Raw genomic sequence first — 16,439 nt, forward strand, 5'->3', positions numbered from 1 at the left:
TACCTATGGAAACAACAAAAAACATAGGAGGTAACAAAATGGCATCAGAAGAAAATCAAGTAATTTTAACAGTGGTACAAAAGGAAATTGTAAAGGTAGAAAATGCAATCAAGAGAGAAAAAGCTATATTGAAAAATATAGACGACATTACAGCAACACTTGAGCATATAGGAGAATTAGTGGAGGCGGGAACAGCATTCCCAGAAAATTCAGCATATGAATCATATACTGACTGGCAGGAAAGCGCAGAGAAAGAAATCAAGTCTTACAAAACTTCACTGGGAACAATAGAGAAGTACAGAAGTTTACTTGCAGCATACAGCTTCTATGTAAAAAATAATACACCAGAAGCATAGTAGAAGCTAGGAATCAGGAAAGGAGGAGCAAGTATAAAAACACTAGTACTTAAATTCTTAAAATACTTTATCTGCAAATGGCTGGGGACTAAAACAGTGGAAAATATCTTGATAACTGCTATGGGAGAACTTGTGGAAAGAACTGAAAGCAAGATAGATGACAAGATATACGAAGCTGTATTTGGAAAACTGGAAGGGGAGAAAAGTGAATGAGAATGGAGAAATATATTTCAAGATAGTAACAACCATCATAACATTTCTTCTGGCCTATCACAAATATATCCTTTCACTCTTTGAAAAGAAAGTGGATAAAACAGACTGCGAGAAAGAAAGAATCTTTGCTGAGAAATTCAGAAAGGAAAATATAAAAACCCTTGCAGATGGAATAAACAGGATAGAAGAGAGAATGACAAGGATAGAGGAGCAGTTGATAAAACAGAATAGAAGCTGAAAGAAAAAATAAAATGCAGAGAGTAAAATCTCTGTATTTTTTTATATTACAAAAAATTTTACTTGGTAAATAAAATAAAGAATGACAAAAATAAAGAGGGATTTTCTTATAGTTCTTCTTTATGTATAAATGCGAACACTTACAAAAATATTTTTCAAATACAAAATTAACTATAACGTTTATTTTAAAAAAATTTTCTTTATACCAGTATTTTTTTCAAAAAATAATGAACATTAAGATTTTTAAGAAAAAAATAACTCATTAAAATAAATTTTTTATTAGGAAAATAAATGTTCTTTTAATTTAAAAATTTGAAATTTTTCTTAAAAAGGTTCGCATTTATACATAAAGAAGAACACTTTTAAAAACATGGAATAAAGATAATAATGGAGAGGGTGAAAAATGAGGGAGAAAGATTTTTTAAGACTCTATGTAGATTTATATAGAGAAAAAGGTGAAAAAATTTCATCAATGAAAGCAGCAAAAGGAAGAATAGATTCTATATGGGAAACCCTTATAGAATCGCTTTTAAAAGAGAAAAAAGTAATTTTTAAGGGAATTGGAAAGTTTGAATTAAGAGAAACTAACCCAAGAAGAGTTGTTCTTCCATTTAAAAAGAAAGGGGAAAGCAGTTATATGCTTGAAAAGAAAATGATACAAAAAAAAAAAAATAATAAAATTTGCTGCTGGAGATGATTTAAAAAGCTGCTTAATGAAAAGGAATGTGAAAGCTAATGAATAAAAAAAAGTTTTGTTAATGAATATAAAAAAACTTCTCACAATGGAGAAATAAAAATTTAAAAGAAGCTAGAATGGATTTAGAAGTTTTTTTGAAACTTTAAAATTGGTCTATTAAAAGATGGAGAAGTAAAATTACAAAAAGGGAAAATTTAAAATACTGCAAAAAAAAAGGAGAGAGTAATAAGTAATCCAGCAACTAGAGAAAGAATGACAATAACTCCACCTAAAACAGTAAAATTTGTTATAGCTAAAAATATAATAAAGAAAATAAATGAAATGTCTAAATAATTTTAATTAAAGGAGAAAGAAATATGAAGAAATTTATTTTGTCAGTTATACCATGCTGTATTTTTTTGTAAGTTGCTCAAGTCAAAATATAAATAAAGATGATCCCAGATATATACTAGAGCAGAGAAGAAAAGCCTATATGGAAACATCTAAAGAGAAAGAGGCAAAAACTATGACATATCAAAAAAAAATGAACAACTAATGAATGAAATAAGAGGAAAGATAGATTAATAAGTACACATAAAAGGAGAAAAATAGAAAATGTCAATGAAAATATTTAAGAGAATTATTTGCGTTTTTATACTTGGAGTGATAATGGTGGGATGTGATTCAACTAAGGATACTTCAGTGAAAAAAAAGAAAAATAACTTTAACAGATAAAGAAAAACAACTGGATAAAGATGAAATATGAAAATACTAGTGTATAAAGCATTAGTGATAGAGGCTGATAATGCGCAATATACACCAGAAGAGAGAGAGAGTATAAAAAGGCTCAGGAAAATCTAAAGGTTAATTACTTTGTAGAGAGAGAACTGAAATCAAAAACTGCTGTAACAGATAAAGAAGTACAAGATTATTATGAGAAAAATAAAGAAAGATATAACAGCAAGACATTAGAAGAGACACTTCCACTTTTGTATCAGAATTTAGCAAATGAAAAATTTACAAAAGCTCAAGTAGATTACTATAATTCTGTGATTGAAAAATATAAACTCAATGATATTTTAAAAGCAGAAGGAATCATAAAAGATGAAAAAATAATGAAAGAAGAAGTAAAAGAAGAAAAAATAAAAAGTGAAAAAGTAGAAGAAGAAAATAAAAGTAATTAGCAAATGGAGGAAATGTCTATGAAAAAAGCAGTGTTAGCTTCTTTATTACTTTCTTTAATATTGATAGGATGTTCAAATCAAAACAGCAGGGCAAGTGCAGAAAATATGGATCAAAATAGGCAGAGATTACTAAACCTGGCAATGGAAAAGAATAAATTAAAAGAACAAGAGAAGTTAAGAGAACAAGAAAAAATAAAAGAGCAGGAAAGACTAAAAGCCCAAGAAAAAGCAAGGGAAGAAGAAAAGTTAAAGGAACAAGAAAAAATAAGAGCACAAGAGAAGCTAAAAGAGCAGGAGAAATTAAGGGAACAAGAAAGAATAAAAGAAGAAAAAAGATTGAGAGAAGAAGCGAAGCTGAAAGAGGAAGCAAGACTTAAAAAAATGACAAAAGAAGAATTGTTTGAAGAGTTGAATAAAATGAATAAAGAACTTGGAAATAAGAATATAGGGGAAGAGAGAAGAAAAGAAATAATAGAGAAATTAAATTTACTAGAAGAACTTAATAAAAATAAACTTTGAGGGATTTATGAAAAACTATTAGTACTAGGAACAATTGTATTATCAGCATCAATGATGGGAGCAGAAGTGGATAATCTTGAAGCGTTTCAAAGGTTTGGAACAGGAATACAATCTATTGATACAAAAAGAGCAGGAAAAATTTAATACAGAGAAAAAGATAGCAGAAGCAGCACAATCAACTTTGGCTAAACAAAGAGAAATATACAATCAATTATCAGAAAAAGTAGCAAAATTAAATCAAATGAAAGATGTGAAATTCTATAAAGAGCAATATGGAGAGCTTGTATCAAAATATCAAGCAGCTTTAAAAGATTTAGAAGCACAAATGAAAGAGCAAGAAAATATAATTAATAGATTTAGACAATTAGAAGCATTAAAAACAAATAAAAGTAAATAAAAAAATATTTTAAATCAAAGGAGAAAGAATTATGCAAATTAAAAAAAGTATATTATTGGGATTAGGCGCAATATTAATATCAGCAAATCTAGCAGCAGCAGATATGACATTAGACAGTAAATTCTCACAACTTGAGGCAGAACTGAAGATGTTGGAGCAGAAGGAAAATGAGAGATTCAAGCAGGAAGAAATGATAGCAAAAACAGCACAGGAGAATTTGAATTTATTAACGACATTAAAAGGGAAGAGTAATGAAAGAACTCAAATGCTTATGAATATGGAAGGAAAAAGTATTTACAATGAAGAAGTAAAAAAAATATTAAAACAATACCAAGTATTTGTAAGCGATATAGATAAACAGGTAAAAATAGAAGAGAGAAAAGTATTCGAATTTAACCAATTAAAAAGTTTAAGATAAACATTAAGTATTGAAAAGGTATTGTGCTCTTATTTCACAATGCCTTTATTTTTTATAAAAGCTTTATAAAAAACTAATCAATAATAAAGAAACAGAGGGAGGATTTATGAAAAAAATAATTGCAGGCATTTTTCTTTTGTCTATATTAGGAACAAGTCTTTATGCGCAGGAAATAAGCGCAAAAGAAGGAATGAAAGTTTTGGAAGAGATAAGAAGAGAGATAAAGGCAGAGGAAAGGGCAAAACAGAAAGCTATTGAAGATGCAAAGAAGGCAGAGGAAGAAGCTGAGAAAGCAAGAATTGCTGCTGCAAAGGAAGAAGAGAGAAAAGGGAAAAAAATAATTGAAGATATAAGAAGAAATCAGAATGAATCACTTGAGGAAAAAGTATTTAGAAGTGAGAATACACCTGAAGCAAGAATGGCATCAGCAAAAGAAGCGCTAAAAATAGGTAAAGACAGAATGGCATTCTTAAGGGAAGAGGAAGAAGAAATCATGAAATTAGAAGAAGCAATAGGAATAAATCCAAATGAAAAAAGAGTATTCTTAAGTCAGAAATATGATGAAGTATATGATGAATTTGATTCTAATAACAGTGAGATTGAACTTCTATTACATGAAAATGAGAAGCTTAATGAATACTTGAGCAGACTAGATAAGATGGAACAAAAAATAAGAATAGGAAACTAAGGGGGAAAGATATATGAGAAAAGGCGATATTGAAAAATCTCTAAAAAGATTTCTAAAAAGAAAAGTGAGTTATTCTCTTGCTCTTTTGATAGCTTTCATGATAACAGGAGGAATATCATTAGGAGCAGAAATAACAGCAGAGGAGATACAGGAAAGTAAGGGAGATCTTTTAAGCAGAATACAAACAGAGCGGGAAGAAATAAAGAGAAAAATAGCAGAAAATGAGAGATTAATAAAAGAATATAATTCAAACTTTGTGGAATTAGTGAGAAAGGGAGATTTTTACTCTAAGCCTTTATTCAACAGTACGCAAGTTTTTTTCAGCTATCAGCATTTAGATAGTGGAAAAATGAAAGATGTAACAGAAAAAGAGTTTTCAGAAACAATAGATGCAATAAACAAGCATTATGGAACAAGAAGTGGAAGAAGTATATTAAAATCTACAGGAAACATAGGAAAAGATAAATTGATGGCAGGAAATGGAGTGGCTGTAGATACTGAGGTATTTAGAGAAACAATAGAAGTAGGAGCAAATATTAAACCAGTGGAACCAGTACTTCCAGAAATTAATCCAAATGTATCAGTAAATGTATCAGCACCAACAATAACACTAGGAGGATTACCATCAACAGTTGGTCCAACAGTAAGTGGAGGAGGATCAATAACAGCACCACCAGGAGTGACAATAACAGCACCACCAGGAGTGACAGTATCAGTGGCTACACCTGGAGCAGTTGGTAAGATAGAAGTAACACCACCAAAAGCAGAAACACCAGTAGAACCAACAGAGAAAAATATAACAGTAAGTGCACCAGCAACACCTGGAGGTTTCATTCCAACAGCAATAACAGCACCTATAGCACCAGAAGCGCCAACAGTAGCAGGGATTACTGTGCCTACTATAATTATCCCCAATTTAACCTCTCCATCTAGTGGAAATGGTGATGGTTCATGGGCTTGGAATACTAATGGAAGTAATGGACTTATATCTCAAATGATAACTACAAAGGGAAATTTTATATTTACAACTGGAGGTTCAAGTTCAACAGACTCTTTTACAGCATCAGTTACTGGATATACAGCAACTGCTGCAAGTGGTTATACTGTAAGTGTAGATGATGTCACATATGGAACCACAAATGTTGGAAGTGGTAAAGCTGGAATGTATAGAATTGTAGGTAGCAGATATTCAAGTTTTGGAAAGGAGACCAAGATAACAATTAATGCTACAGCTCGTCCAGATAGCGGAAATGCTTTGAGACAATTTATTCATTTTGATCCTCATGGAGATAATGCAGCTGCATCTATTAGTGCGATAACAGAGGCTTCACAAGCAGAAAAAGATCAAGCTCAAAAATTAGTGAATAAATATAAAGGGGCACATCCATGGTTTGAGGATAAAGGATATCAGATGTTAGCTTTGAACGGTGAATTAACTATAAATGGAAATACAATGGTTGGTGTAGGGCTGCAAGGTCACTCAATTAATGGAAGAAATCCAATGATTTTACATACAGGAACAACAGTTATAAATGGAAATAAAAATGCTGTATTTGCTTATCCAAATGATGGAGATGCCATGAATAGATTATATATTGCTACAAATTATGGAACTGGGAAAATAGAAATAAATGGTAATAATAACTTTGTAATGTTAGCTGAAAAAAATGTTAAAAATACTAGTGCATCTAATTCCTATGCACATGTACATAACTTTGAAAATAGTGGAAAAATAGAGATAAAATCAGGTAATAATAATATAGGTTTCTTTGGAAAACAAGGGATAAATAATGGGTATTTAGATTTACAAAATCCTATAATAATATCATCTAATGGAACAGAAAATATAGGAGTTTATCAAAATAATGGAGCTAATAATAATTTAAATGTAAATTCAGTAATTAAAGTTGATATATCATCTGGAAGTAAAAATGTAGGGTATGTAGGGAATTATTCTTCTCAAACCATAAATACAAATATTTATAATATAACAGGTGGGACAAATAATATAGGAGTAATTAGCAATAATGCTCTTATTTTAAATGGATTAGAACTGAATATATCTGCTGGAATTACAAATTTTGGTCTTGTAAATAAAGTAGAAACTTTAGCCTCTAATGGAGCAATTAATATATCTGGTGGAAATGATAACATTGGAATAGCAAATCAATCAACAGGGGCAGTTACTCATACAGGAAATATAGTATTATCAAAAGAAGGAACAAATAATATAGGGGTTTATGGGGATACTGCTAGCTCTACTAGTATAACTGGAGAAATACGAGTTGAAGGAGAAAAAAATAAAGCGGTTTATGGAAAGAATTCTCATACAATAAATGTAGATAATATAACAGCAAATACAATAGATTCAGTAGTTATTTATGGAGAAAGCGGAGCTAAGATTATAGCAAATGAATTAAATGTTATTTCAAAAGTAGGAGCAAATCCAACAACTTTAAATGGAAAAGATACAGGAGCTGCCTTTGCAAAAGGAGCTGGAACGACTATTACAATAGATAGAGGTTCATTACCTGGTGAAGCCAATATAAATATAACAGGATCAAAATTAGATGATGCAGTGAGATATGTTGGATTTGGATTAATGGCAGCAGATGGTGGAGTTATTAATGCTGAAAATAACTATATAAAAGTAACTGATGGTTCAACAGCAGTAGCCTCTATAGGACTAAACTCTAATATAGATTTATCAGGTGGAAAAGTAGAATTTAATGGCTCAGGATATGCAGTTTATTCAGATGGGAATGGAAAAATAGATTTAAGAGGTGCAACAGTAATACTTGGTGGAAGTTCCACAGCATTTGATCTTAATCTGGGAGCAACCTCTCCAATCAAATTAGATCAGAATTCAAGAATATGTGTAGAATCTAATGATGTTGTTGTATTTAATTTAAAAAATGCAACAGGATTAAATACAAATAATTTGGAAGCTAGTATAACTACATCTCTTGGAGGAGCTTTAGGAGGAGTAAATCTTGATGATCTTATAGTTGTTGAAAGAGATGAAAATAATAAACCATTTGATAAATATAAGACAGCAGCAGTAGATGGAGGAACGATTGCCATTGGAGATTTGGATAAAACAGGAACAGGAGCAGAAGGAGAATCTCAAGATAAAAAAGATGGAAACTTCTACTATAATAGATTCTTAGGACAAAGACTTGTAGCAACTGCAACAGGAAGTAGAATTTCTGCAGTTCTTAATAATGAACAGGCAGGAAAATATAATGACCAAGTAGTTGGATTGGAAATGAATTCAAGCAGCAATGCAGTTACTAATACAGAAGCAGCAATAAAATTAGTTAGTTCAACTATTACTGCTGATAGAATTGGAGAAGGCTCAGGAGCAATAGGTGCCTATATAAACTATGGAATTGTAGAAGTAGATGGAAGTAGTTCAATAAAAGTTGAAAAAGAAACTAGTAATGCAGAAAATGCTGGAGCAGTAGGAGTCTATGCAGTAAATGGAAGTGAAGTAACAAATAGAGGAACTATTGAAGTAGGAGGAAGTCAGTCTATAGGTATTCTAGGAATGGCATATAGAGAAACTTCTAGTGAAACAGGAACAACAGTAGTAGGAGCTGAGTATGGTGATGATGCAATAGGACAAGGAAAAGTAACTATTACAAATACAGGAAATATTGCTCTTGATGGAATAGGAACAATAGGAATCTATGCTAACAATAACAACACTGGCAGAGCAGCTGCAGATAATGTAGTAACTAATGATACTTTAGGAACAATAACAGTAGGAGATTCAGATAATTTTACTGCAGCTATAGGAATCTATGGAAAGAAAGCTACAATTGCAAATAAAGGAAATATAACAGTAGGAAGTGGCGGAGTAGCTATCTATGCAACAGAAGGAAGTAATGTTACAAAACTTGGGACATTAAATCTTGGTTCAGATGGAATAGGAGTAATGGTTGATGGAACATCAACTATTGCAGCTTCTACTGTTACTTTAGAAAGCAAAGAAAATACAGTGGATATTAATGGGAAAACAGGTATTTTCTATAAAGGTTCATCAACTGGAAGTGACAGCCAAGATATAGACTTAGATATAAATGCCTCAAATTTTGTAAAAGGAACAGCTATATATGTACAAGATATGGATGTTACTTCTTCTGGAACTTTAACAGTTGGAACAGAAGGAATAGGTATTTTTGTTGCAAAGACAGATGAAGGAGCAGCAGAAAGCAGAACAGGAACAAACAAAGGAACAATTGAACTTGGAGCAAAAGAAAATGCAATAGGAATGTATGGTAAAGATACATCTATTGCCAATGAAACAGGTAATGGAATAATTAATATTAACCATTCTTCTCAAATAGGAATGTATGCAGATGGAGCTAAAGGTAAAGTATCGAATACAGGAACAATTAATCTGGATGTAAATGGAGCTACAGGAATCTATGTTAAATCTGAAGCAACAGCTGAAATAACTGGAGATAATATAAATTTCTCTACTCATAACTCAAGTATAGGAGTTTATGCAGAAGGTGCAAAAGTAAACTTTAAGAGTGATGTAAATTTTGAAAATAATAATGAAAATAAAAATATCTATGTATATGGAAAAGATTCTGCTGTAGAAATTACTGATGGTAAAACAGTAACAGTAAATGGAATGGGAACTCCAACAACACTTGGAAATAAAACAGTAGGAATATATCTAGAAAATGCTGGAGCAGGAAGTACATTTAATGGAGTAGGAAATCTTGCAGTTTTAAATGGAGCAATAGGAATTTATTCTAAAGGAAATAATGATTTAACTGTAAAAGTAAAAGCAGAAGGAGATAAAACTACAGGGGTATTTATTGATGGAGGTTCTACAATAAAAGGAACTGTTACAGCGACAGGAAGTACAACATCAGGAGCAATAGGAGTATATGGAAGTGGAGGGGCTGTATTTATAGATAATGATACAGGACTTACTCTAAATATGGGTGATGCTAATACAAGAAAAAAAGGAACAGGAATGTACCTTACAGATGGTGCATATGCAACTGGAGGATTAATTACTGTAAATAATTCTTCAGATGATAATAATATAGGAGTGTATTACAGTAACGGAATTGCCTCTGGACCTGTAACAAATGGATCTGAGATTGAGCTTACAGGAAAAAATGGTGTAGGAATATATGCAGCAGATGGAATAATTCTTGAAAATAGTAAAAATATAACATCAGCAACTTCTGATAATATAGCCTCATATGTAGGAGGAGAATCAACTCTAACTTCAAATGGAACTATTACAATGAGTGGTGTTAATAATATAGGAATATATGCTGGAAAAGGAACAGGAACAAATGCTGGAACTATAGATTTAACTGGAGCATCAGGAACATCAGTAGGAATGGTAGCTCAAGCTGTTACAGGAGAAACAGCAACAATAGAAAATGCAACAGGAAAAGAAATAAAAGTTGGAGCTAATCTTGGAATGTATATAGCAGGTACAGGAACAAGTAAGGGAATAAATAAAGGAAAAATTACTGCAACAACAGGAACAGGAGTATATATAGAAGATTCAGGAAATAGTTTTGATGGAACTGGAGGAACTATCAAATCAGATAAAGTTGGAATATATCTGAAAGATACAACAGCTGGAACTGTAACTAATACAGGAACTTTAGAGATAGCTTCAGGAGGAGTAGGAGTATTTGGAGAAAATGCTCAAATAGATTTTGAAGTAGATACATCAACTTCTGAAGGGGCAATAGGAGTTGTAGCTGAAGGTACTTCAGTAATTTCAGGAAATATCAAAACAGGACAGGATTCAGTTGGAGTATACATACTGGATAATGATGTAACTTTTGCAGGTGCTGACATAACAACTGGCAATAAAAATGGAGGAACATCAGTAGGAATACTATTTGATAGTTCAAAACAAGGTACATATAATGTAAATAATGTAACTGTAAATGCAAAAGATGGAGTAGGTATATATCTACAAGGAACATCAGGAACAACTCTTAACTTTGGTGGAACTATAACAACTGCAGGAACAGGAGCAGTAGGAATATATGTAACAACTGGAACTACTTTAGATAGTAATAATTCATCATTTAATATAAGCAACGGAGCAGTAGGAGTGTATGTAACAAGTGGAGGAACAGCTAACCTTGGAACAACAGGGAATCTTACATTTAATTTTGGAACTGGTGGAGGAACAGGAGTATATAACGATGGAGGAACCCTTACATTAGGAAATAACATAACTGTAACAGGTTCAGGATCACTGGCAGCAACTGTAAATGGAGATTTAACTTCATCTGGAAATTTAACTATAGGTGAAGGAGGAACAGCACTTCTTGGTTCATATGATAATACAACTACAACAAATAAAAGTATAACTAACATAGGAAACATTAAAGCTGAATCAGGAGGAAAAGGAATTGCAGCTATAAAAGGAAGTAGTACTCCATCAGGAGTCATAACAATAAATAATGCTGGAACTATTACAGTTAGTGGAAAATCAAGTGGAGGGGACTCTTCTATAGGAATATATACAAATATAGCAGAGATAAATAGTACAGGAACTGTTGAAGTAGGAACAGATGGAATAGGAATATATGCTGCTGACAGTGGAAAAGCAGTGAAGAATGATAATATGACTATGACAGGAGATAATGGAATAGGAGTATATATCAAAGGAGCAACAGGTGGACTTACTGCAAATAACATAACTTCAACAGGAGGAAAAGGAAATACAGGATTAGTTCTTGAGGGAGTTGCTTCAAATATAAATGCAGGAACTATTACTCTAGGAGATGAAAGCATAGGAGTAATGGCAACAGGAACAGCTTCTACAATATCTGGAAGTATTACAGTGGGAGATTCAAGTACAGGTAAGAGTGCAATAGGAATAGTAGCCAAAAATTCTAACTTAAATTTAACAGGAATAACAAAAATTACAGCTGGAAAAGGTGGAATTGGAATATATGCAGAGGGAACAAGTCAAGTATCGAATGTAGATGCCTCTAAAATCATAGTAGGAACAGATGGAATATATATGTATTCTTCTGTAGGTACTTCAATAAGTTTCACAGGAAATATCACAGCAGATAATCAAATAGGAATAGTAGTAGGAGGAAGTGTAAGTGGTACAGGTTCAACAATAACAGCTAAGAATGGTGGAATAGGAGCATATGTAAAAGGAACAGGTTCACAATTTACAGGAACAAATATTATAGTTCAAAGTGGAATTGCAGAAACAGGTACTGATCCAGCAAAATATTCTGTGGGAGTCTATTATGAGGATGCAGGAGCAATAGCATCATTGCCAACAGTAACACAAGCAGGAAGTTATTCAATAGGAACAGTATTAGACAGAACAACAGGAACTACAACTGCTGGAATTAATATTGGAACTTCTGGAAGTAATCAAGTAGGAGTGATGGTAAAAGGAGGTTCTGTAACATCAGGAGGAATTACAGCAGCAGATGGAGACAGCAATATTGGTATATATGGAGAAAATAGTACAATTAATGTAGCTGGAGATATATCAGTTGGTACAGCTAGTTCACTTACAGATTCATCAATAGGAGTTTCTTTAAAAGGAGGTTCATATACAGGAATTACTGGGGATCTTGCAGTAGGAAATAACAGTATAGGAATCTATGGAACAAATATGACTGGAAATATTAGTCAAAGTGGAACAGCTATGACTGTAGGAGATAATGGAGTAGGTATCTATGGTTCTGGAACTGGGAATATCATTTTATCAATGACAACAATAGGTCTTGGAAATAATAATTCTATAGGAGTATATGCCAAAGGAATGAATACAGATGTAACAGGAAACATGAGTGTTGGCGCAAATACAAGTATAGGTATTGTAAGCGAAGGAAATGGAAATGTAACATATGATGGAGCTATGACTATAACAGGGAAAGGAACTGGAGAAAAAGACACAGGTTCAGTAGGAATCTATAAACTGAATGGAACAGGAACTATAACAACTACAATAGGAAATAACTGGACTGTAGGAAATAATGGATATGGAATCTTTGTAAAGCAAAATACAGAACAGAAAGTAGTACAGTCAGTAACAATTAACAATAAAGCAGATATGACATTAGGAATGTCAGCAGTAGGAATCTATTCAAGTGGAGCAAATACAGTAAATAATGATGGAACAATAACTGTAGGAGAAACAGATACAAAAGGAGATCCAAATAATACTAAAAACCATCTAAATTCAGTAGGGATATATGTAACAAATGGAACTACAGTAAATAATACTGGAGATATAAATGTAGAGCATGATTTTTCAGTAGGTATTTATGGAAGCGGAATTGGAACAAAGATTACAAATGTGCTTGGAGCAACTATCTCTGTTGATAAAGGTGGAGTAGGAATTCTTGTACAAAATGAAGCTGTAGCTGAGAATGAAGGTACTATAAATTTAGGAAGTACAGCTGGTATTTATGGAGCAACAACAGTAGGAATGGCAGCATACTCAGGAGCATCAATAATTAATGGCAGCACAGGAATCATTAATGTAGGGATAGGTTCAGGAATGGTAGTAGGAGTAGGTGCAACTCTTACAAATAATGGAGTTATAAATGTAACAAATGGAATAGGAATAGAGGGTGCAGGACATATTATAAATCAAGGAACTATCAAGGTTACAGGAACAGGAACAGATGTTGGAAACACAGGTGTAGGAAGTGCAGAAGTAGGAAGTATCAAAATAGAATCAAATGGAGATGTAATTATTAATGATAAATATGTAGGTATTGGAGGAACACTTACAACAGCAGGTGCTATAGAAGTAAATGGAGCATATGTAGATGTAACAACAGGAGTACCTTTATTTAATGCTCAAAGTGTAAGTGGAGAAGTAAATATCCTTCCAAACTTTGCGCTGACAGGAAATGGAATTACATATAAAATTGAAGGTTTTGTAAATACAGCAATGGGAACAATAACAGGAACAAAACTTACACCAGTAACATCACCTCTATTTATTGCAAAAGTTACAGATAAAGGAGATCTTGTTATTGCAAAAAGACCATATGCTGATTTGACAATAGGAGAGCAGTTTGATGCACTGGATAAAGGACTTGATAATATTCTTGCTAACAGTGGAGGAATAGGAAAAGATGCAGAGATATTAAAAGGATTGAATGCATACTTGGAAGGACTTTCTGCAGATCAATTTGAAGGAGAAACATCTAGAAAACTTGCAGAAACAAGAGGAGACATCTATTCAACTATTCAAGGAAGAATGCAGGATATCAACAGAGCATTTGATAACTCTTTCTATGAGCTTGAATCATCATACAATCTAACTAAAGACAGCAGTAAGTATAGTGTAATCTATACTGATGGAGACTACAAAGATCCAACTTTAGGAATAGAAGATTATGATTACAAGATAATGGGTCTTCTTTACATGAAAGAAAAAGAAGGAACAGAGTATGGAAGCAAATACGGATATACACTAGGATTTACAGGATCGAAATTTGAATTTGAAAATGATTCAAAAGAGGATGTGTATTCATTGAGAGCAGGAGTACATAGAGTTAAAAATCTAAGTGAAGAACATAAAGTATCATGGCTGTCAAGAATAGAACTAGGATATAACAGACATATAGCTGAGAGAAAGCTTAACCTTCATGAAACATTTGAGAATAAGGGAGAGTACAATACTTACTCTGTAGCACTTGATAACAGAATAACAAAAGTTATCTATACAGATTTATCAAGGGAATTGGATATATATGCAGATTTAGATTTAGAGTATGGAAAAGTAGATGGTTTTACAGAAAGCGCAGGAAGCAATGGCGGACTTGAAGTACAGATTAAAGATAATGACTACTTAAGCGCACAACTGGGAGCAGGAGTGAAAGCATCCCAAAGAATCTATGCAGGAAATGATGTATCAGTAAAAGTAACAGCAGATGTAAAGTATGCATATGAACTTGGAGATAACTATGATGGAAACAAAGCAAGACTAAAAAATGGAGGAGAAGGATACTACAGCTTGATTACTCCAGATGAAAGAGAAGGAAAACTGATAGGAAAAGTAGGACTAACAGTGGAGAAAGCCAACTATATGGGAGTAACATTTGAAGTAGAGGCAGCAGATGAAGGAAACAGAGAAGATTCATCAGTAAAATATGGAGTAAGATTCAATTACAAATTCTAGTAATTAAAATAGTATGAGATCATTGAAAAATGGTCTCATACTTAAAAATAACAAAAAGGGGAAATAAATACTATGGATAAAGAGAAGATTATAGAATTTTTAATGACATGCAACAGAACTTACTTGATAGCAGTAGTTTTATTTTTCCTCATTTTCCTTATTTGCCTTTTAAATTTTATAAGAAACTATATCTCAGTAAGGAAATTAAAAAAACAGAAAGGAATAAAATTTTATTATAAATTTTTAGGAAATATTTACTGGTTAAGAGGAGAAATATTAAATAAAAGATATTTAGAATTAAAATATTTAAATTCAGTTGAAAGTAAAGAAGAAGCAAATGTAGTAATTCTACTGGAAAAAGTTTTAGAAAACAGTACTGGACTTATAAGCATTTATATGAAAAATTCAAAAGTTATTTTAAAAAGACTAAAGTTAAATAATGAACAATTAAAAGAAGTACTAGAAAATATTCCATATACATTGGTAGAGAATGATGAAATAACAGAAGAAAAATAAATTAAAAAATAAGAAAATAAAAATATAACATATTGGAGGAGATAACAATGATTAAATTAACAAAAAAAGAATTGGAAACTTTAGGAGAAAATAAGGATGCTATTGCACAGCTTTTAGTAAGAAAGGCCATCCTTGCAGAAATGGAAAAGAAAGAATATACAGAAGAGGAAAAAAAGTATCTTGAGGAAATGAAACTTAATATGGAGATAGAATTCTATCTTAATTCAATAGCGCAGAAAACAGTAAAAATATATGATTACGAGTTATTAGAAGTATATAAAAATAATACAGAAATATTAAAAGATAAGAATACAGTAGAAGTATATCCACAACTTCAACAGGCATTATTTAATCAAAAACTAGGTGAAGAAAAGGTAAAAGTAATAAATGAATTAGTAGAAAAATATAAAATAAATGATACTTTAAAAGAATATATAAAGGTAGAAGATCCAAAGAAAAAAGAAGAGAACAAATAAGGGGGAAAGAAAATGAAAAAGATGTTAATAGGATGTATATTAGCAGTATCAGCAATATCATATTCAGCAACAGATGTAATGTCAACACTGGAACAGCTTGAACTCAATCTTCAAAAATTAGAGGCAGAAGAAAAAGCAATGTACAATCAAAGAAAAGCTGAAGCAGAAGAAGCAGAGAGAACACTAGCTTCACAAAGAAAAGTATATTCAGAAATAGTAGAAAAGGAAAAAATAATTCAAAGTGTAAAAGAGAATAGATTTTATAAAGCACAATATCAAGAATTAGCAAAAAAATATGGACAGGCTAAAAAAGAACTAGAAGCAGATATGAAAAAACAGGAAGAAATAATTAGTATATTTGAGGCAATAAAATAAAAAACAATACTATGATTGAAGAAAACAAGGAGAGTGTGAAAAAACTATAAATCATAACTTTATATGATGGAAAATTTTAAAGTATTAATATTTTGTAATTGAAATAGTATAAAACAGATTTTTTTCTTTGTCAAGGACACTCTCAAAGAGAGTGTTCTTTTCATATTCTTAATCTCATTTATTCCCAAAAATGATCTTCATACATAATTT

Annotated in this window: 13 protein-coding genes and 1 pseudogene; all 14 read left to right on the forward strand. The window is 31.8% G+C overall.

Translation table 11 applies throughout. From position 1 onward, the window contains the following. Positions 1–38: 38 nt before the first annotated feature. The 14 genes and pseudogenes from E0E45_RS17235 to E0E45_RS17300 all read left to right on the forward strand — a co-directional run bounded on the left by E0E45_RS17235 (position 39) and on the right by E0E45_RS17300 (position 16,229). On the forward strand, positions 39–356 hold the full coding sequence (locus E0E45_RS17235) for a hypothetical protein (protein ID WP_130892274.1): 318 nt from the start codon (positions 39–41) through the stop codon (positions 354–356). A 205-nt stretch (positions 357–561) separates the two neighbouring features. After that, positions 562–807 (forward strand): hypothetical protein, encoded by a 246-nt coding sequence (locus E0E45_RS17245; RefSeq protein ID WP_130890796.1) that lies wholly within the window; start codon positions 562–564, stop codon positions 805–807. Positions 808–1,209: 402 nt separating this feature from the next. Beyond that, positions 1,210–1,503 (forward strand): HU family DNA-binding protein, encoded by a 294-nt coding sequence (locus tag E0E45_RS17250; RefSeq protein WP_130892276.1) that lies wholly within the window; start codon positions 1,210–1,212, stop codon positions 1,501–1,503. Positions 1,504–1,716: 213 nt separating this feature from the next. Continuing rightward, positions 1,717–1,836: pseudogene (locus tag E0E45_RS17255) on the forward strand (HU family DNA-binding protein); the annotation flags it as partial. Positions 1,837–1,888: 52 nt separating this feature from the next. Further along, positions 1,889–2,038 (forward strand): hypothetical protein, encoded by a 150-nt coding sequence (locus E0E45_RS17750; RefSeq protein WP_172604213.1) that lies wholly within the window; start codon positions 1,889–1,891, stop codon positions 2,036–2,038. Between the two features lie 433 nt (positions 2,039–2,471). After that, positions 2,472–2,666, forward strand: coding sequence for a hypothetical protein (locus tag E0E45_RS17980; RefSeq protein ID WP_232044147.1), 195 nt, complete (start codon positions 2,472–2,474; stop codon positions 2,664–2,666). A gap of 18 nt (positions 2,667–2,684) precedes the next feature. Continuing rightward, positions 2,685–3,185, forward strand: coding sequence for a hypothetical protein (locus E0E45_RS17265; RefSeq protein WP_130892277.1), 501 nt, complete (start codon positions 2,685–2,687; stop codon positions 3,183–3,185). Positions 3,186–3,261: 76 nt separating this feature from the next. After that, positions 3,262–3,582, forward strand: coding sequence for an adhesion protein FadA (locus E0E45_RS17270; RefSeq protein WP_232044148.1), 321 nt, complete (start codon positions 3,262–3,264; stop codon positions 3,580–3,582). Between the two features lie 31 nt (positions 3,583–3,613). Then, positions 3,614–4,000, forward strand: coding sequence for an adhesion protein FadA (locus E0E45_RS17275; protein ID WP_130890431.1), 387 nt, complete (start codon positions 3,614–3,616; stop codon positions 3,998–4,000). A 106-nt stretch (positions 4,001–4,106) separates the two neighbouring features. Beyond that, entirely contained in the window at positions 4,107–4,688 is a 582-nt protein-coding gene (locus tag E0E45_RS17280) for a hypothetical protein (RefSeq protein ID WP_130892278.1), read from the forward strand. Between the two features lie 13 nt (positions 4,689–4,701). Next, positions 4,702–14,862, forward strand: a complete 10,161-nt coding sequence (locus E0E45_RS17285; RefSeq protein WP_130892279.1) for an autotransporter-associated N-terminal domain-containing protein — start codon at positions 4,702–4,704, stop codon at positions 14,860–14,862. Between the two features lie 72 nt (positions 14,863–14,934). Further along, positions 14,935–15,378, forward strand: a complete 444-nt coding sequence (locus E0E45_RS17290; RefSeq protein ID WP_232044149.1) for a hypothetical protein — start codon at positions 14,935–14,937, stop codon at positions 15,376–15,378. 47 nt (positions 15,379–15,425) lie between these two features. Continuing rightward, on the forward strand, positions 15,426–15,854 hold the full coding sequence (locus E0E45_RS17295; protein ID WP_130890428.1) for a hypothetical protein: 429 nt from the start codon (positions 15,426–15,428) through the stop codon (positions 15,852–15,854). A 12-nt stretch (positions 15,855–15,866) separates the two neighbouring features. Further along, positions 15,867–16,229, forward strand: coding sequence for an adhesion protein FadA (locus E0E45_RS17300; protein WP_130892280.1), 363 nt, complete (start codon positions 15,867–15,869; stop codon positions 16,227–16,229). The last annotated feature ends 210 nt before the right edge of the window (positions 16,230–16,439 follow it).

The organism is Fusobacterium ulcerans ATCC 49185 (genome assembly GCF_900683735.1).
Taxonomy (GTDB): Bacteria; Fusobacteriota; Fusobacteriia; order Fusobacteriales; family Fusobacteriaceae; genus Fusobacterium_A; species Fusobacterium_A ulcerans_A.